Below are 19,975 nucleotides of genomic sequence, written 5' to 3'. Positions count from 1 at the left end.
GGTTAATTAACCAATACAAATACTAACTAAGCAAAAATAGCCGGGGATAATCAAATTGCCAATTTTATAGCGTTAGCGAATTGAGTATGGATGCACCATTGAACGGTTGCGACCGTCTGATTTCGCTTGATACAACGCACTATCAGCCAAGGCAACAGCCGATTCCATTTCATCATCAGGTGTAGGAATGTAAGAGATAATACCAATACTCACCGTGATGAATTCAGAGACTGTCGACTTCTCATGCGCAAGTTCCAATTTTAGGACTTCATCATGAATACGCTGCGCCACCAGCTGAGCACCTTCGGTCGTTGTATTTGGCAGAATAAAGCCGAACTCTTCACCACCATAACGAGCCACACAATCAGATGAACGATTCAACACCTGCTTAAATGCCTGAGAAACCTGAATCAAAGCATCATCGCCTTGTTGGTGTCCGTAAAAGTCGTTGTAGCCTTTAAAGAAGTCGATATCACATAGCATGATCGTCAGTGGCAGCTTCTCACGCACATGATAATGCCACAGTGTAGAGAGCTGTTCATCGAAACGACGTCGGTTAGACACTTTAGTCAGGCTATCCATAAAGCTGAGGCGTTCAAGTTCAAGGTTGGCTTCTTCAAGCTTTTGTTCTGCTAGATAACGCTCTGTAATATCACGCGCCATGATCAACACACCATTAGTGCTCGATGCTGGATCTCTAAACGGTGATTTGACTACATCATACCAAGTAAATGTTCCATCACTTGAGACCACTTTGTCGATATAACGCAGTGATTTACTTTGATGAAGCACTTGATGATCGGTTTCTGATATTCGCGTATAGATGCTATGTGGCACCACATCTTGTAAACGTTTACCGATCAAGTCACTGACTTCAGAGATACCCAGCGCAGCCACAAATGGTTTATTACACGCTTGATAAACCATGTTTTCATTAAAGATACCAATCGAGTCTGGGCTGGCCTCCAGGAGGTTTTGCAAGATGGTGTCACGCTGCGCAAGTGCCACTTCGGTATCTTTTCGCTTCTCCATCTCGCCACGCAGTTTCTGCTGCATGTCATGCCAATCGGTCACATCATGACTAATAGAGAGCGTGCCGATGGTTTCTCCATCTTGCGAGAGCAAGACACTTTGGTAGGTTTCAAGCAAGCAGCTTTTTCCATCTTGATCTGTAGTCCAAGAGCGTTCACTTACACGACCTTTTAATACTCCACCAGAAACACTCAGGGTGCCCTCTTCAGCACGACCATGCCAAAACTTTTTAAACGAGCGATTACTCGTCACTAACTGACCTTTCTGATCTTTCACGTAGATCAGCTCAGACAAAGAATCCAAAGCGGTACGAGCAACATTCAGTTCTCGAACTTCTTGGGACAGTTCTTCGTTAGTGTTTTTATAAGGTGAGGCGTGAATCATCCAAGCCTGCTTATTTCTAAAATGGATCTTACGACCGATCAAGTTGATCTTGAACGACTCAAATTCAGAAAGCGCCCACAGGGAGACCTGCTCGAAGGCTCGAGAGTTGATGTGGTTGGTTAAGTAGTGACGAAAGCTGTTCTCGCTTTCCACAGTAGGAAAGCGAAAATTAACACCGATTTGGCGGATACCAAGCAACTGCATGGCTTGGCGATTGGCATAGAGTATTTCGCCACTTCGAGCATCAACAAAGTAGAGTGGCGACGGGGTAGCAAGTAGAAGCGTTTCGATATGCGACTGATAACGAGAATAGAGATGCCAGCAGATGAGAGCAATCAGCAATACAACAACGATATAAATACCGTAGCCATACGCCCTGTCCCACAACCAAGTCATTACCAGTTCCATTTACTCTCAATCTATACCATAAAATCTATTAGGGAAATGTTACCACTATTTATTGGTTTTATCTGCTGTTACCGACAGTCACCATTTTCTATCAATTAACTGCGTTTAAAACGGGCAGTGTGTACTCGAATGCAGAGCCAGTTTTGATGCCTTGTGCGCCAGTTTTATCAAGCGAACGGCCAATCTCAGTCATCGCTAACCAGCGGTTCTCACACCATAAAGGAGAAAGTAAGGTTGGGCGTCTCGCCGCTGAAGAAACACGGTGATAAACCACGTCCGCAGGAGTGCGTTGAATGATCTCACTCGCGATATCGATGTACTCTTCAAGGCTTGGGGCTTCTAGCTTTCCTGCCTTCCACGCCTTAGCCATGGTACTGCCCTCTACTATATGAAGGCCGTGCAGCTTAATACCATCGGTGCCAACGGCTAATACCTTGTCTAAGGTTTCAAGGTTATCCGCTTTGGTTTCTTTTGGTAGACCAACAATCAGGTGAGTACACACCTTGATACCTAAAGCGCGTGCGCGTTGGGTGATCGTTTCATACACCGCAAAATCGTGGCCGCGGTTAATTCGCTTGAGGGTTTTATCATTGGCGGTTTGCAGGCCAAGCTCGAGCCAAATCTCATAGCCTTGTTTAACGTAGCCCGCTAACAGATCCAACACCGCATCAGGCACACAGTCTGGTCGCGTACCAACACAAAGGCCGACGATCTCTGCACCGGGTGCTTTTAGCGCCTCTTCATACATATTCTTGAGCACTTGCACCTCAGCATAAGTGCTGGTGTACGCCTGAAAGTAAGCCAGGTACTTCTTGGCACGAGCAATCTCACCCGCACGATCTTTTAGCTGGTCAGCAATACTTTGAATTTGAGTTTGTTCATCGGCAAAGGAAGCCACGTTACAAAACGTGCAACCTCCACGGCCAATTGTCCCGTCTCGGTTTGGGCAGCTGAAACCACCATGAAGCGTCAGCTTGTGAACCTTCTCGCCATAACGGCGTTGAAGGTCTTGGCCGATAGTATTGACCAACTCGTGTAATTGCATATTTTCAAAGCACTCAAGTAAATAAGAATGAATATCAGTCTTTTTTGAAAAAAAATTACATCCCTGCAAAATTCGACCAATTAGTTTACTCAAGGCTTTTTGCGAGCAACCTAACAAATATCAATAAACATGCAAAAAATCGGCTCTATTTGCCTAATGTTGCACATTTGTTAGGCATTAAATTCAAAATAAAACGAAAAAAATGGTCTACATGGGTCAACTTTCATTGCAATTCGCCTAGACAAAATTGTAGGATACTTACACATATTGGCTATTTTTGAGTATTTACTTACAACGAAAACTTGCTAATAAGTCGGTGATATCTAACTCCCACCTATATAAACCACTAGTTTGTGGTTAAAAATAAACAGGTATCACTAAGGATTGTTTTTCTCGCAATACTTTTCCTGCGAGATACGGAAAGGATTCAAACCGCCAGCATAGGCAGGTTTAGACCCATAAATATAAAAGGACAAGGCTGACTTTATACAAATAAGTTGCGCCTAGATTTAACTGGAAGGATGTATCTATGGTAGATCAAGAGCAGAACTCACAGGGTCTGTATACTCCTGAATTGGAGCATGACGCTTGTGGTATCGGTTTTGTTGCGCATCTAAAGAATCGCAAATCTCATGATGTAGTAACTCAAGCACTCGATATGCTTGCACGTATGGAACACCGTGGCGGCCAAGGCTGCGATCCGTGTTCTGGTGATGGTGCAGGTATCCTGCTACAGAAGCCGCACGAATTCTTACTAGAAGAAGCCGTAAAGCTTGGAATTAAGCTGCCATCTTTTGAAAAATATGGTGTTGGTGTTGTACTTTTCCCTAAAGATGAACACAAACGTGCACAGTGTCGTGACATTCTAGAACGCAATGCACAACGCCTTGAGTTAGAAGTTATCGGTTACCGTGAACTTCCAACGGACAATTCAATGATTGGTGCTGACCCACTAAGCACTGAACCTCAATTTGAACACGTATTTATTTCTGGCGGCCCTGGTATCACACCAGAAGAGCTTGAGCGTAAACTGTATGTTCTACGTAACTACACGGTTCGTGTATGCCTAGAAAGCGTTTCAAATATCGGTGATGACTTCTACATCAACTCTATGTCTTACAAGACATTGGTGTACAAAGGTCAGCTAACAACTGAACAAGTTCCTCAGTACTTCCTAGATCTGCAAAACCCAACCATGGTGACAGCTCTAGCACTAGTACACTCTCGCTTCTCTACCAATACATTCCCACGTTGGCGTCTAGCTCAGCCTTTCCGTTACATCGCGCACAATGGCGAAATCAATACGGTTCGCGGCAACCTGAACTGGATGAAAGCACGTGAAGCAATCCTAGAATCGGATCTGTTTACACAAGCTGAAATCGACATGCTGCTTCCTATCTGTCAGGAAGGTAGTTCGGATTCATCAAACTTCGATATGGCACTGGAACTACTTGTTCTTTCAGGTCGTACTCTGCCACACGCGTTGATGATGATGATCCCGGAAGCATGGCAAGAAAACAAAAACATGGATCCAACTCGTCGTGCGTTCTACCAGTACCACGCGAACGTAATGGAACCATGGGATGGCCCAGCATCAGTATGTTTCACCGATGGTGTTCAAGTAGGTGCAACACTTGACCGTAACGGTCTGCGTCCTTCTCGCTACACAGTAACTAAAGACGACTTCCTAGTAATGGCGTCTGAGTCTGGTGTTGTTGAGATTGCACCTGAAAACGTTGAGTACCGTGGTCGTCTACAACCAGGTCGTATCTTCGTTGCTGACCTTGAGCAAGGCCGCATCATTTCTGATGAAGAAGTGAAAGACAGCATTGCTAAAGCACAACCTTACGAAAAGTGGGTTGAAGAGAACCTTCTGAGCCTGAAAAAGCTACCGGATGCGAGCAACGAATTTAGCCAACCTTCTCCAGAGAAACTACTACACAAACAACAATCGTTTGGCGTGAGTTCTGAAGAAGTAAACGAAATCATTCTACCTCTTGCGAAAACAGGCTACGAGCCACTTTCTGCAATGGGTGCTGACTGGCCGCTAGCGATTCTTTCTCACCAATCGCAGCACCTTTCAAACTACTTCAAACAGTTATTTGCACAAGTAACTAACCCGCCGATCGACCCGATTCGTGAGCGCATGGTTATGTCTCTGAACACTTACCTAGGTAAAGACCAGAACTTACTTGCTGAAACACCTGAGCACTGTCAAAAAGTAGAACTTGAGTCTCCAGTACTGTCTAACTCTGAGTTAGAAAAACTGCGTGCAATCGATAACGAGCACCTTCAGGCGAAGACGCTGGATATCGTATTCCAAGCAAATGGCGACCAAGGTAAGTTAGAGCGCGCACTTAAGCGTATCTGCCAATACGCAGAAGACGCAGTGATTGATGGCTACTCTATCATCCTACTGACAGACCGTGCGGTTAACTCTAACCATGCCGCTATTCCAGCAATGCTGGCGGTTGGCGCGGTTCACCACCACCTAATCCGTAAAGGTCTACGTGCTAAGTGTGACATCGTTGTTGAAACGGGCGACGCTCGTGAGACACACCACTTTGCAACGCTTATCGGTTATGGTGCAAACGCAGTTAACCCATACCTAGTTATTGAAACGATTGTTGAACTGCAACGTACTAAGAAGCTAGATCCAAACGTACACCCACGTGAGTTATTCGATAACTACCGTAAAGGTGTTAACGGCGGTCTACTTAAGATCTTCTCTAAGATGGGGATCTCTACGCTGCAGTCTTACCACGGTGCACAAATCTTTGAAGCACTTGGTGTTAGCAAATCAGTGGTTGAAAAATACTTCACAGGTACTGTTTCTCGTATCCAAGGTCTAACGATCGACGATATCGCGCGAGAAGTATTGGTTCGTCACCGTGTTGGTTACCCAGCTCGTGAAATTCCAGCTCAGATCCTTGATGTTGGTGGTGTTTACCAGTGGAAACAACGTGGTGAGAAACACTTATTCAACCCAGAAACGATTTCTCTACTTCAAGAATCGACGCGTAACAAAGATTACGGTCAGTTCAAGAAGTACGCAAAAGCAGTTGATGACCAAGGCGACAACGCAGCAACGCTACGTAGCCAACTGGACTTCATCAAGAACCCTGCAGGCTCTATTCCTCTAGCAGAAGTAGAACCAATCGAGAACATTCTTAAGCGTTTCGCAACCGGCGCAATGAGCTTTGGTTCAATCTCGCATGAGGCTCACTCAACACTGGCTGTTGCGATGAACCGCATTGGCGCGAAATCAAACTCAGGTGAAGGTGGTGAAGATCCAGCACGTTTCGAACGTAAAGAAAACGGCGACTGGGAACGTTCAGCAATCAAACAGGTGGCTTCTGGTCGCTTTGGTGTAACGTCTTACTACCTATCTAACGCTGATGAGCTACAAATCAAGATGGCTCAAGGTGCGAAACCGGGCGAAGGTGGTCAACTACCTGGTGATAAGGTTGATGACTGGATCGGCGCAACGCGTCACTCGACTCCGGGCGTAGGTCTTATCTCGCCACCGCCACACCACGATATCTACTCAATCGAAGATTTGGCTCAGCTGATCTACGATCTGAAAAACGCGAACCGTAACGGTCGTGTCAACGTGAAGCTAGTATCAGAAGCTGGCGTAGGTACGATTGCATCGGGTGTAGCGAAAGCGAAAGCTGACGTGGTACTTATCGCAGGTTTTGATGGTGGTACGGGTGCATCTCCGATGTCTTCTATCCGTCATACCGGTCTGCCTTGGGAGCTGGGTCTAGCGGAAACGCACCAAACACTACTGAAAAACGGCCTACGTAACCGTATCGTTGTTCAATCTGATGGTCAGATGAAAACACCACGTGATCTTGCAGTAGCAACGTTACTTGGCGCTGAAGAATGGGGCGTAGCAACAGCAGCTCTAGTGGTTGAAGGCTGTATCATGATGCGTAAGTGTCACAAGAATACATGTCCTGTTGGTATCGCTACACAGAACAAGACTCTGCGTGAACGTTTCGACGGCCGCGTAGAAGACGTAGTCACTTTCTTCCAATACATGGCTGAAGGTCTGCGTGAAGTAATGGCTGAACTTGGCTTCCGCTCTATCGATGAGATGGTTGGTCAATCGCACAAACTTAAAGTTCGTGATGACATCGGCCACTGGAAGTACAAGAACCTAGATCTAACACCTGTACTGCACATTGAGCAGGCACGTGAAGAAGATGGTATCTACAACCAGACGCAACAAAACCACAACCTAGAAGACGTTCTAGACCGCAAGTTGATTCAAGCTGCGATTCCAGCTCTTGAGAAAGGCGAAGCCGTGAATGCGAGCTTCCCTATCATCAACACGGACCGCTCTGCTGGTACCATGCTGTCGAACGAAATCTCGAAGGTTTACAAAGACCAAGGTTTACCACAGCCAATGAACGTTAAGTTCCACGGTAGTGCTGGTCAATCTTTCGGTGCGTTCCTTGCGAAAGGCGTTAAGTTCGAAGTAGAAGGCGACGCGAACGATTACTGGGGTAAAGGTCTGTCTGGCGGTACTTTGGTACTGTACCCAGATGCGAAATCTTCTATCGTTGCTGAAGATAACATCGTGGTTGGTAACGTATGTTTCTACGGTGCGACCTCAGGTGAATCTTTCATTCGCGGTATGGCAGGCGAACGTTTCTGTGTTCGTAACTCAGGTGCGAAGGTTGTTGTTGAGGGCGTTGGTGACCACGGTTGTGAATACATGACTGGTGGTGTTGCCATTATCCTTGGTTCAACAGGTCGTAACTTTGCTGCGGGCATGAGTGGCGGTGTTGCTTATGTTTGGGACAAAGCGGGTGACTTCGAAACCAAGCTCAACCCTGAACTTGTAGACCTAGATCCAATTGAACAAGAAGATAAAGATCTTCTACTGGATATGCTAACTAAGCATGTTGAATTCACAGGAAGTGAAGTTGCTCAATCTTTCCTAGACAACTTTGAAGCAAGTGTTGCATCGCTAGTTAAAGTAATGCCACGCGACTACAAAGCTGTTCTTGAAAAGCGTAAAGCTGAAGCACAACAGGCACAAACGGAAGAAGTGGAGGCAGTATAATGGGTAAGCCTACTGGATTTTTAGAACACGGTCGTGAGCTTCCAAAGAAGCTCGACCCGTCAGTTCGAATTGAAGACAACAAAGAGTTCGTACTTAACGAAGAGTTTGGTGAAAAGATCAATACTCAAGCCTCTCGTTGTATGGACTGTGGCGTACCTTTCTGTCACAACGGCTGTCCGATTGGTAACATCATCCCAGAATTCAATGATGCGGTTTACCGTGACAGCTGGGAAGAGGCTTGGAATATCCTAAGCTCTACCAACAACTTCCCTGAGTTTACCGGTCGTGTTTGTCCTGCTCCTTGTGAAAGTGCCTGTGTTCTTGGTATCAACCAAGACCCAATCACTATCTGTAATATCGAGAAAACGATTGTTGAAACTGCGTACCGTGAAGGGTACGCAAAACCTAAAACACCACGCTCTCGCACAGGTAAAACTGTCGCAGTTATCGGTTCAGGTCCTGCTGGCTTAGCCGCAGCGGAGCAGCTAAACAGCGCTGGTCACTCGGTAACGGTATTTGAACGTGACGAGAAAGTCGGTGGTCTACTTCGCTTCGGTATCCCAGACTTCAAACTGGGTATGGACGTGATTGATCGTAAGATCAACCTAATGGCTGAAGCGGGCGTTGAGTTTAAAGTTAACCAACACATCGGTGTTGATGTTAACGCTCAGCAGCTACGCCAAGAGTTTGATGTGGTATTGCTAACGGGTGGTTCTACGGTTCCACGTGACTTGCCAATCCCTGGTCGTGAGTTGAAAGGCGTTCACTTTGCCATGGAATTCCTTGGTCAAAACAACCGCCGTGCTAACAACCTAGATCTTAAAACAGAAGAGATTCACGCTAAAGATAAGCACGTTGTGGTTATCGGTGGTGGTGATACTGGTTCTGACTGTGTGGGCACATCAAACCGTCATAAGGCAGCGAGCATTACTCAGGTTGAGATCATGCCGATCCCACCAGAGAAGCGCCCTGCAAACATGCCTTGGCCTCAATACCCAATGATCATGAAAACCACCACTTCTCACGAAGAAGGTTGTGAACGTCACTGGAACATCTTAACCAAAGAGTTCATCGGTAACGAGCAAGGTCAAGTGACGGGTCTACGTATTGCTGACATCGTTTGGCAAGATGCGAAACCAGGTGAGCGTCCAGGCTTTGATGAAGTCGCGAACTCTGAACGTGTTATTCCTTGTGACATGGCATTCCTAGCAATGGGCTTCTTACACCCGGAGCCAACCGGCGTGCTTGCTCAACTAGACATTAAACTGGACGAGCGCGGTAACGTCGCTTCTGAAGGTTTTGCAACGAACCAGAAAGGCGTTTTCGCTGCTGGTGATATGCGTACTGGTCAATCTCTAGTTGTACGTTGTATTAATGAAGGTCGTGAATGTGCAATTGCGATTGATGACTTCTTAATGGGTAACTCAAACTTAGAAGCGAAAGCTGATTCACTCATGCTTTCCGCATAATATTTCTCGGGCTAACGTCAATTACGTTAGCCTAGAGGAAAAGCAATACCCTTCCTAACTTTTATATTTGGCTAGCACTCGATGCTAGCCTTTTTTCTATCTGGCCTTTGGCGTTTTCAAAATCACCCTGTTGTATATGTTAAATCTCGTTAACATTCACCTTATATATCTCATTGATATCCATCGACTATTTTAGATTATTAAGTGGCTAATCGCGTTTATGCATGATAATTAACCATGAACTTGACCTTAAACACAATTAGCTATACGTTGTAAAGCTGATGAAAATAAAATCAATCGGTTTTGTTAACACAACCAATAACGTTTTAACTGGCTAAAGCAAACTATCAGTTTATAAAAAACAACAAGTATATGAATAGTTAGTCATTTACTGTCTGGATGACAGAGAAGCAAAAGGGAGAATTGCAATGGCTCTATATGATCCTAGTCTTGAAAAAGACAACTGTGGATTTGGTTTAATAGCGCAAATGGAAGGCCAACCTAGTCATAAGTTGGTAAGAACTGCTATTTCAGCCCTCGATCGCATGACACACCGTGGTGGTATCGCTGCGGATGGTAAAACCGGGGATGGCTGTGGCTTATTACTACAGAAGCCTGACTCTTATCTCAGAATTATTGCTGAAGAGAATAACTTCAAGCTCGGCAAGCAATACGCTGTCGGCATGATTTTCTTCAGCCAAGATCCAATCAAAGCGCAATCCGCGCAAGACATCGTCAATAAAGAGCTCGCTCAAGAGACCTTAACGGTTGCAGGTTGGCGCGTAGTACCGACCAACACCGACGTATTAGGTCCGATTGCCAAAGATTCAGTTCCCAATATTCAGCAAGTGTTTATCTCGGCCCCCGCGGGTTGGCGTGAACGCGATATTGAACGACGCCTTTATATCGCTCGTCGCAGAATTGAAAAACAGCTCACCGAAGACAAAGATTTCTATATTTGTAGCCTTTCGACACAAGTCATGGTTTACAAAGGTCTGTGTATGCCGGCCGATCTTCCGCGATTTTACCTCGATCTTGCAGACTTACGCATGGAATCGGCGATATGTCTGTTCCACCAGCGTTTCTCAACCAATACTCAACCACGTTGGCCACTGGCTCAACCATTCCGCTATTTAGCGCACAATGGTGAGATCAATACCATTGAAGGTAACCGACAATGGGCTAAGGCTCGTGCCTATAAATTCTCTTCGCCGTTGCTGCCAGATTTACAAACCGCCGCACCCTTTGTGAATGAGACAGGCTCAGATTCATCAAGCCTAGATAACATGCTCGACCTGTTCCTTGCCGGTGGTATGGATGTGTTCCGAGCGATGCGCATGCTTGTGCCGCCCGCTTGGCAAAACCACCCAGATATGGACCCAGATCTACGTGCATTCTACGACTTCAACTCAAAGCACATGGAACCGTGGGATGGTCCTGCTGGTATCGTACTTTCAGATGGTCGTTACGCTGCGTGTAACCTAGATAGAAACGGCCTGCGTCCTGCGCGTTATGTGATTACCAAAGACAATCTAATCACGCTCGCATCAGAAGTCGGTATCTGGAACTACGCACCGGATGAAGTCGCAGAGAAAGGCCGTGTTGGCCCGGGCGAACTGTTGGTAATAGATACTCGCCGCGGCAAGCTATGGCAATCTAATGAGATCGACAATGACCTCAAAGGCCGCCACCCATATAAAGAGTGGATGGAAAAGAACGTTCACAAGTTAACGCCATTTTCTGCGCTGCAAGATGACCAAGTGGGTAAGCGTAGCTTTGACGATGATACGCTCAAGACCTACCAAAAACAGTTTGCGATGAGCAACGAAGAGTCCGACCAAGTGCTGCGTGTGCTTGGTGATATGGGGCAAGAAGCAGTAGGCTCAATGGGCGATGATACGCCAATGGCTGTGCTCTCTTCAAAAGAACGCTTGGTCACTGATTACTTCCGTCAAAAGTTTGCACAAGTCACCAACCCACCGATTGATCCATTGCGTGAAAAACACGTGATGTCTTTGGCGACCAGTATTGGGAAAGAGATGAACGTGTTCTGTGAAACAGACGGTCACGCCTATCGTGTCACGTTTGATTCACCAGTACTGCTTTACTCAGACATGCAGCAGCTTCTGCAGTTGAGTCAAAAACATTATCGTCATGTCATTCTCAGCATGCACTACGACCCGAATAACCAAGATCTAGAACAAGCAATCAAAGCAGTATGTGATAGCGCCGAACAAGAAGTCAGCGAAGGTGCGGTTTTAGTTGTGCTGTCGGACAAAGGTTTAGAGAAAGGAAAACTACCGATCCCTGCAGCCATGTTGGTTGGTGCGGTGCAAACAAGGCTTGCTGATACCAACCTGCGTTGTGATGCCAACATCGTTGTTGAGACAGCAACTGCGCGCGACCCACACCAATTTGCTGTGCTGCTTGGCTTCGGTGCAACCGCGGTTTACCCATACCTCGCTTATGAAGCGTTAGGTAAAATGTTGGATGATGGCTCTTTAGATAAAGATTATCGTGCCGCAATGCAAAATTACCAAAACGGCATCAACAAAGGTCTGTACAAGATCATGTCGAAGATGGGAATTTCAACCATTGCCTCTTATCGCTGTTCACAGCTTTTCGAAGCCGTTGGCCTTCATTCCGATGTTGTTGAGCTCTGTTTCCGCGGAGTTACCACTCGAATCCAAGGCGCAAGCTTTAGCGATTTCCAACAAGATATCTATAACTTATCGCGTAAAGCCTGGACTAAGCGTAAGCCAATCGAGCACGGTGGTTTACTCAAATACGTACACGGCGGCGAATATCACGCCTATAACCCTGATGTGGTTGGCACTCTGCAAACTGCAGTAAAAACAGGTGAGACATCGGATTATCTCTCTTTTGCTAAGCAAGTAAATGCTCGTCCAGCTGCGATGTTACGCGACTTAATGAGCCTCAAAAAAGCCGATCAGCCTCTACCACTAGAGCAAGTCGAGCCTAACAGCGATCTGTTTAAACGCTTCGACTCTGCGGCAATGTCGATCGGTGCTTTGAGCCCAGAAGCGCATGAAGCATTAGCAATGGCGATGAACCGCTTGGGTGGTTACTCAAACTCTGGTGAAGGTGGTGAAGACCCTCGACGCTTTGGTACTGACCGTAACTCTCGTATCAAGCAGATAGCTTCCGGTCGTTTTGGTGTGACGCCACATTACTTAACCAATGCGGATGTTTTGCAGATCAAGGTCGCGCAAGGTGCGAAGCCTGGAGAAGGTGGTCAACTACCCGGCCATAAAGTTACCGCAGAAATCGCTAAGCTGAGATATTCAGTTCAAGGGGTGACACTGATCTCCCCTCCTCCACATCACGATATTTATTCTATCGAGGATCTAGCGCAGCTGATTTTCGACCTTAAACAAGTGAACCCTAAAGCCTTGGTTTCAGTAAAGTTAGTATCGGAACCGGGTGTAGGCACGATTGCAACTGGTGTAGCGAAAGCCTATGCCGATCTGATCACCATTTCTGGCTACGATGGCGGTACCGCGGCAAGCCCTCTAACCTCGGTAAAATACGCAGGTTGCCCTTGGGAGCTTGGCTTAGCAGAAACTCAACAAGCACTGGTTGCTAACGGGCTTCGTCATAAGATCCGCCTGCAAGTCGATGGTGGTTTAAAAACTGGCCTTGATGTGATTAAAGGTGCGATTCTCGGTGCAGAAAGCTTTGGTTTTGGTACCGCGCCAATGGTCGCAATGGGTTGTAAGTTCTTACGAATTTGTCACCTAAACAACTGTGCGACGGGTGTTGCGACTCAAGATGAAACACTACGCCGCGAATACTTCAAAGGCCTGCCAGACATGGTGGTGAACTACTTTACAGGCCTAGCCGATGAAGTTCGCCAATACCTTGCAGAACTCGGCGTAGAAAAACTCACGGACCTGATTGGTCGTACTGACTTACTTGAAGCCGTTCAAGGCCTCACCGCGAAACAGAACAAGCTCGATCTCTCTTCAATACTCGAAGCTCCGGTATCTCCAGAAGGTCACCCACTGTTTTGGACCGAGCCAAACGCACCATTTGATAAAGCTCAGCTCAACCAGCAGATTCTGGATGATGCACTCGATGCAATTGAGAAACGTCAATCCACCAGCCTTTACTACAACGTGATCAACACAGACCGCTCGATTGGTGCTCGTATCTCTGGTGAAATTGCTAAGCGATACGGCAACCAAGGGATGGCAGGTTCACCAATCAAGTTATATCTCGACGGTACAGCAGGCCAATCTTTTGCGGTTTGGAACGCAGGCGGCGTTGAGCTTTACCTAACAGGCGATGCCAATGACTATGTTGGCAAAGGCATGGCTGGCGGCAAAGTGGTTATCAAGCCTCACCAAGGCACCGCATTTACTTGTAACGAAGCGACCATCATAGGCAACACCTGTCTGTATGGCGCAACTGGAGGCAAGCTGTTTGCAGCTGGTACGGCTGGCGAACGATTTGGCGTACGTAACTCAGGTACGGTTGCTGTGATTGAAGGCGCTGGTGACAACGCCTGTGAATACATGACCGGCGGTATTGTTGCCATTCTTGGCGCAACTGGCGTCAACTTCGGCGCCGGTATGACAGGTGGTTTTGCTTATGTCATGGATAAGAACGAAGACTTCCAAGGTCGAGTAAATAACGAGTCGGTCGAGGCACTTTCTCTGTCTGACTTATTTATCCACCAAGAACATCTGCGTGGCTTAATTGCAGAGCACTTAGAAGAGACTGGCTCAGTACACGCTGAAGCTATTCTGGCGAACTTTGATGAATGGATTCCGAAGTTCTACCTAGTGAAGCCGAAGACGGCGGACCTTAATACCTTGCTCGGTCATCAAAGCCGCAGCTCTGCTGAACTTCGTGTTCAAGCGCAATAATTGGAAGGAGCCAATAATGAGCCAGAATGTATACCAATTTATTGATGTGAATCGCGTAGATCCAGCGAAGAAACCAATCAAAATTCGTAAGATTGAGTTTGTAGAGATCTACGAACCTTTCACTAAGCAACAAGCCAAAGCGCAAGCTGACCGCTGTCTAGACTGCGGTAACCCCTACTGTGAATGGAAGTGTCCAGTCCATAACTATATCCCTCAATGGCTCAAGCTTGCCAATGAAGGGCGCATTATCGAAGCGGCTGAACTGTCTCACCAAACCAACAGCCTGCCTGAGGTTTGCGGTCGAGTTTGCCCTCAAGACCGCTTGTGTGAGGGCTCTTGTACCCTCAATGACGATTTCGGTGCCGTAACCATTGGCAATATTGAAAAGTACATTACCGACAAAGCCTTTGAGATGGGTTGGAAGCCTGACATGTCTCACGTTGAGTGGACTGATAAAAAGGTCGCGATCATCGGTGCGGGGCCAGCAGGTCTAGCGGCGGCTGACATCCTAGTTCGTAATGGCGTAAAAGCCGTTGTGTTTGACCGCTATCCGGAGATCGGTGGCCTACTGACGTTTGGTATTCCATCGTTCAAGCTTGAGAAAGGCATCATGGAAAATCGTCGCCGTATCTTTAGCGAGATGGGCGTCGAGTTCCAAATGAATACCGAAGTCGGCAAAGATGTACAACTTCAGCAACTCGTCGATGACTACGACGCTGTCTTCTTAGGTGTCGGCACCTATAAAAACATGCGTGCGGGTTTAGACAACGAAGATGCACCGGGCGTTTATGATGCTCTGCCATTCTTGATTTCTAATACCTACAAGGTCATGGAACTGGAAAACCCAACCCCATTTATCGATATGCAAGGTAAGAAAGTCGTCGTGCTTGGTGGTGGTGATACGGCGATGGACTGCGTTCGAACCTCTATTCGTCAGAATGCGGCAGATGTGGTGTGTGCTTACCGCCGAGATGAAGCCAACATGCCAGGTTCTCGCCGTGAGGTAAAAAATGCACGTGAAGAGGGGGTGAAGTTCAAGTTCAACCTACAACCTATCGGCTTAGAGCTTAACAGCGCTGGTCATGTGGTTGGTGTGAAATTCGTGAAAACCGCTTTGGGTGAGCCTGATGAAGCAGGCCGTCGTCGTCCAGAACCTGTCGAAGGCAGTGAGCATGTTCTTGAGGCTGATGCCGTAATTATGGCATTTGGTTTCCAACCTCATACGATGGAATGGCTAGAACCTTTCGGTGTGGAGCTCGATCAGTGGGGCCGCATCAAGGCTCCTAACAAACAAGAGTTTCAATACCAAACCACCAACAGCAAGATCTTTGCAGGTGGTGATGCGGTTCGAGGATCTGACTTAGTGGTGACCGCTATCGATGAAGGCCGTAAAGCCGCAGAAGGGATCTTGGACTACCTAGAAGTGTGACTAATCTAAGGTTTCCTTTATTACTCAGGCCGTTACTATAAAAAAGGGATCCAATGATGGATCCTTTTTTGAATTAGATACGTTTATCACAAGCACAACAAAAATACGTAAAACAATCGCAGACAAACCAATGCCGATAACTACAATTAGAATTAAAACAACGCCATAGGAAACATTATGAAAAAAGCAGCTCTCCTCTCGCTATCACTTTTAACGTTAACCGCTTGCAGCCAAGGAATCACGGACATGAAAGACAGAACTTCATCACCTTGTGGAGACAAACCAAACTGCGTATCAACTCAAGATGATCGTGAGCAACATGCATTGGCCGCGTTTGAGTTGTCAGATTCAGCGAGCTTAGATGCGATTGAGCAGGTTGCGCTAACCTTACCGGGATCAAAAACCGCGAGTAAAACAGAAGATTATCTGCGTGTTGAATGTACTTCGCGCATCATGCGTTTTGTCGATGACTTAGAACTTAAAATCACGGATGGCAAACTGATCGTGCGTTCAGAGTCTCGTACTGGCCATTCTGATTTTGGCGTAAACCGAAAACGAGCTGAACAACTTCGTGCTAGCTTGAAAAGCGAAGGCCTAATCAAATAGATAAAAGAATACGCAGATAAATCGCTGCTATTCGGATAAGAAGTGCCTCTGGGCAGTCGCTCGAGACTTCTTATCCATGCTACAATTTCGCTCTACTGTTTAAATATTATTTATTAAGAGACTACACATGAAAATCGGCATCATTGGCGCAATGGAGCAAGAAGTTGCGATCCTAAAAGCAGCAATTTCAGACATTACTGAAGTTAATAAAGGCGGTTGTACCTTTTTCTCTGGTCAGCTAAATGGTGTTGACGTTGTTTTGCTTCAATCTGGCATTGGTAAAGTAGCAGCGGCTGTTGGTACTTCAATCCTACTAAGCGAATACCAACCAGATGCCGTTCTGAACACGGGCTCTGCTGGCGGTTTTGATTCAACACTGAACCTTGGCGATGTGGTTATCTCAACTGAAGTTCGACACCACGATGCAGACGTTACAGCTTTCGGTTACGAAATCGGCCAAATGGCAGGTCAACCTGCAGCGTTCAAAGCTGACGACAAACTGATGGCTGTTGCTGAACAAGCACTAGCACAAATGGAAGACAAGCATGCCGTTCGCGGTCTTATCTGTACTGGCGACGCATTTGTTTGCACAGCAGAACGCCAAGAGTTCATCCGCAAGCACTTCCCATCTGTTGTTGCTGTAGAGATGGAAGCATCGGCTATCGCTCAAGCTTGTCACCAATTCCAAGTACCATTCGTGGTTGTTCGTGCAATCTCTGATGTTGCAGACAAAGAATCACCAATGAGCTTCGAAGAGTTCCTGCCACTAGCAGCGCAAAGCTCTTCTGAAATGGTTATCAAGATGGTTGCCCTACTAAAGTAAGCGACTAGACATGCAAACACTGTTTGATCAGGTATTTGCAAATGGCGTGCTCCTTGTGATGTGGGGAGCACTGCTTTTTCATTTAATTTTACCTATCCCCCATGCCGCACACCCCACGACCTTATGGCATAAGTTTGCTGAGCTTTTAGCAAGCAAGGTTAATAACAATAACAATAACAACCACAACTATTCCCAAAGTTTAATCTCAGGCACATTAGCCTGGGGGTTAATGGTACTGCCAACTCTGGTTATTCTATTGGCACTGCAACCATTGGTTTGGCAATCTCAACTGTTTGAATTGGCACTGTTATTACTCGCGATTGATTGGCGCAATAATGAAAAGCTGGCTAACCAACTGATCAAAGTACTTGGCCGAGAAGATAAAGCGGCCGCTCGTCAGTTACTGGCTCCGATTGTCAATCGTCAAACCGAATCACTTTCGTCACTTGGCCTCGGCAAAGCCGCCACAGAAACCATAATCATGGGTTACGCTCGTAACGTAGTTTGTGTGTTGTTCTGGTACGCCATTGGTGGTGGAATCGCTGCGTTAATGTATCGCCTTGTGGTCGAGTTAGCTCGAGCTTGGTCGCCAAGTCGCAAGCAATTTTCTCCGTTCGGCTCAACGGCGATCAAGATAGTCGCTATCCTAGAACTTATACCAATGCGCTTATTTGCCTTGATGATCGTCTTTGGTGATAAAGCAACGCACACATTTAAGATGATGCTAGTCCAAAGTCGCTCTTGGCCACTACCCGGCCCAGCCTGGTTAATCACGGCTGTTGGCAACAAGCTGGAGTTATCATTAGGTGGCCCTGCGATTTACGACAACACTAAAGCCATTCGCGCGAAATTAGGCGGAAGAATCGCACCGTCAGCTCTGCATCTATCTCAGGTTCAGAAACTACTCTTTGGTCGCATCGCTATCTGGATATTTTTACAAAGCCTAGCCTTACTATTTATTCACCAAGGGATTTAGAGTGAAACCTTCAGCACTTGTTACAAGCCTTACTATTTTGTCTTCCAGCTTATGGCTGCCTTTATCATTTGCAGAAGAAGCACCACGGACTCAAGAACAAGTACAGCCGGCTCAACGCGTAGTCAGCCTTGCTCCTCATGCCACTGAACTCGCGTACAGCGCAGGTTTAGGTAACAACCTTGTCGCCGTAAGTGAACGAAGTGATTACCCACCACAAGCCGATAAGCTTGAAAAAGTGGCAAACTATCAAGGTATCAAGGTTGAGAAGATCATCGCACTTCAGCCTGATTTGATTCTTGCGTGGCCAGCGGGAAACCCGCCCAGAGAGCTCGCGAAACTAGAGCAATTTGGTTTTAATATTTACTACTCCAAGACCAAAAGCCTAGACAGTATCGCAACCAATATTGAACAACTGAGCCAATACGCTAGCGATCCAAGCATTGGCGAAAATAACGCTCAGCAATACAGAGAGCAGCTCAACGCGTTGAGACTAGAATACAAAGATGCCGAGCCAGTAAACTACTTCTACCAGCTCAGTGAAAAGCCGATCATCACTGTTGCTCAAGGACACTGGCCAAGTGAGGTGTTTGAGTTTTGTGGTGGCCACAATATTTTTGAAGACAGCGCCTCTCCCTATCCGCAAGTTGGTATTGAACAAGTTGTATTAAGAAAACCGCAAGTAATCTTCACTTCTCAGCACGCGATTGAGAATGGAACCATGTGGCAAACATGGGAAGATGAGATCCCAGCTGTCGCTCAAAATCAGATTTGGTCCCTCAATTCTGACTGGATTAATCGCCCGACAACGAGAACTTTGAAAGCGATCCAACAAGTGTGCGATTTCTTTGATAGAGCTAGGCAAAATCACTAACTATTTGCTGCGTTTTTTCGTACAATTCGCCACCGACCTGTCCCTACAATTTTAACTATAAGAGCACCAGTATCATGGACTCCATGCTGCTTTATATTATCGATTTATTTGGCACTGCCATCTTTGCCGTCTCAGGTGTATTTGTCGCTGGCCGTCTTAAGATGGATCCCTTTGGCGTAGCCGTTCTAGGCAGTGTTACTGCAATTGGTGGCGGTACAATTCGAGACATGGCTCTGGGCGCGACTCCCGTATTTTGGATCACCGATACCACCTACCTTTGGGTCATCATCACCACCTGTTTGCTGACTATGATTATTGTAAGGCGCCCAAAACGTCTGGCTTGGTGGATATTGCCGGTGTGTGATGCGATCGGCCTCGCGGTGTTTGTTGGTATTGGTGTAGAAAAAGCGCTTACCTATCAAGATTCAGCGCTAGTGGCCATCATCATGGGTGTCATCACCGGCTGCGGTGGCGGTATTATCCGTGACGTACTTGCCCGTGAAGTACCAATGATTCTAAGAAGTGAAGTCTACGCGACCGCTTGCATCATTGGCGGCGCTTTCCATACAATGGCGATCAGCATGGGACACGACTCAGAAACTGCATTTTTAGCTGGCGTGTTCTCAACACTATTGATTAGGCTTGGTGCCATTCGTTGGCATTTATCATTGCCAACCTTTGCTATCAAATAGGCCATCGTTACAAATTGAAAGGCTCCGTAAAGGAGCCTCTATCATCTACATTTTAGTGTGAACTAAGCAGCCTTCACGAAATGACCTGCTACGAAATACCAATCCCTTCCAATTTTCATCATTGATTTGTGTGCGTTTACTCGCACACGTTTAAGAGGCCTCTCTCGTACACAAATTGCAAAATATCTCCAAGTCAGTCGAACCAAGATAAATAAGTGGGGGGATTGAGGTTAGCCCCCCCCCCCTTTAATTAGGTTCATCGCGGATTAGC

General features: G+C 46.6%; 11 protein-coding genes. 9 read left to right on the top strand and 2 right to left on the bottom strand.

Going from position 1 to position 19,975, the window contains the following annotated elements; all coding sequences use genetic code 11:
* Nucleotides 1-72: 72 nt before the first annotated feature.
* The gene (locus AB4623_RS19240; protein ID WP_372147182.1) at nt 73-1,824 is read right to left on the bottom strand and encodes a diguanylate cyclase domain-containing protein; all 1,752 of its coding nucleotides are present in this window, start codon (nt 1,822-1,824) and stop codon (nt 73-75) included.
* 91 nt (nt 1,825-1,915) lie between these two features.
* On the bottom strand, nt 1,916-2,869 hold the full coding sequence (locus AB4623_RS19235) for a TIGR01212 family radical SAM protein (RefSeq protein ID WP_372106033.1): 954 nt from the start codon (nt 2,867-2,869) through the stop codon (nt 1,916-1,918).
* A gap of 529 nt (nt 2,870-3,398) precedes the next feature.
* Between AB4623_RS19235 and gltB (AB4623_RS19230) the strand changes: the two genes are divergently transcribed.
* The 9 genes from gltB (AB4623_RS19230) (at nt 3,399) to AB4623_RS19190 (ending at nt 19,704) form a co-directional block, all read left to right on the top strand.
* The gene (gene gltB / locus AB4623_RS19230) at nt 3,399-7,946 is read left to right on the top strand and encodes a glutamate synthase large subunit (RefSeq protein ID WP_017059305.1); all 4,548 of its coding nucleotides are present in this window, start codon (nt 3,399-3,401) and stop codon (nt 7,944-7,946) included.
* Nucleotides 7,946-9,415, top strand: a complete 1,470-nt coding sequence (locus AB4623_RS19225) for a glutamate synthase subunit beta (RefSeq protein ID WP_017066517.1) — start codon at nt 7,946-7,948, stop codon at nt 9,413-9,415. The genes gltB (AB4623_RS19230) and AB4623_RS19225 overlap by 1 nt, the downstream gene beginning before the upstream one ends.
* A 428-nt stretch (nt 9,416-9,843) precedes the next feature.
* The gene (gene gltB, locus AB4623_RS19220) at nt 9,844-14,307 is read left to right on the top strand and encodes a glutamate synthase large subunit (RefSeq protein WP_372147180.1); all 4,464 of its coding nucleotides are present in this window, start codon (nt 9,844-9,846) and stop codon (nt 14,305-14,307) included.
* 16 nt (nt 14,308-14,323) lie between these two features.
* Nucleotides 14,324-15,736 (top strand): FAD-dependent oxidoreductase, encoded by a 1,413-nt coding sequence (locus AB4623_RS19215; protein WP_017059302.1) that lies wholly within the window; start codon nt 14,324-14,326, stop codon nt 15,734-15,736.
* Between the two features lie 177 nt (nt 15,737-15,913).
* Nucleotides 15,914-16,342 carry a DUF1499 domain-containing protein gene (locus AB4623_RS19210; RefSeq protein ID WP_017059301.1) on the top strand — a complete coding sequence of 143 codons (429 nt, stop codon included), beginning with the start codon at nt 15,914-15,916 and terminating at the stop codon, nt 16,340-16,342.
* Between the two features lie 127 nt (nt 16,343-16,469).
* Nucleotides 16,470-17,165 (top strand): 5'-methylthioadenosine/S-adenosylhomocysteine nucleosidase, encoded by a 696-nt coding sequence (mtnN, locus tag AB4623_RS19205; RefSeq protein ID WP_017059300.1) that lies wholly within the window; start codon nt 16,470-16,472, stop codon nt 17,163-17,165.
* A gap of 10 nt (nt 17,166-17,175) precedes the next feature.
* Nucleotides 17,176-18,141: a cobalamin biosynthesis family protein gene (locus AB4623_RS19200; protein WP_017070822.1), complete on the top strand. Its 966-nt coding sequence runs from the start codon at nt 17,176-17,178 to the stop codon at nt 18,139-18,141.
* Nucleotide 18,142: 1 nt separating this feature from the next.
* On the top strand, nt 18,143-19,012 hold the full coding sequence (gene btuF, locus AB4623_RS19195) for a vitamin B12 ABC transporter substrate-binding protein BtuF (RefSeq protein WP_372147178.1): 870 nt from the start codon (nt 18,143-18,145) through the stop codon (nt 19,010-19,012).
* A gap of 74 nt (nt 19,013-19,086) precedes the next feature.
* The gene (locus AB4623_RS19190) at nt 19,087-19,704 is read left to right on the top strand and encodes a TRIC cation channel family protein (protein ID WP_016767748.1); all 618 of its coding nucleotides are present in this window, start codon (nt 19,087-19,089) and stop codon (nt 19,702-19,704) included.
* The last annotated feature ends 271 nt before the right edge of the window (nt 19,705-19,975 follow it).

The organism is Vibrio sp. 10N.222.52.C12 (genome assembly GCF_041474215.1).
GTDB classification, from domain to species: domain Bacteria; phylum Pseudomonadota; class Gammaproteobacteria; order Enterobacterales; family Vibrionaceae; genus Vibrio; species Vibrio crassostreae_C.
This window is presented reverse-complemented; position numbering and strand designations above follow the sequence as displayed.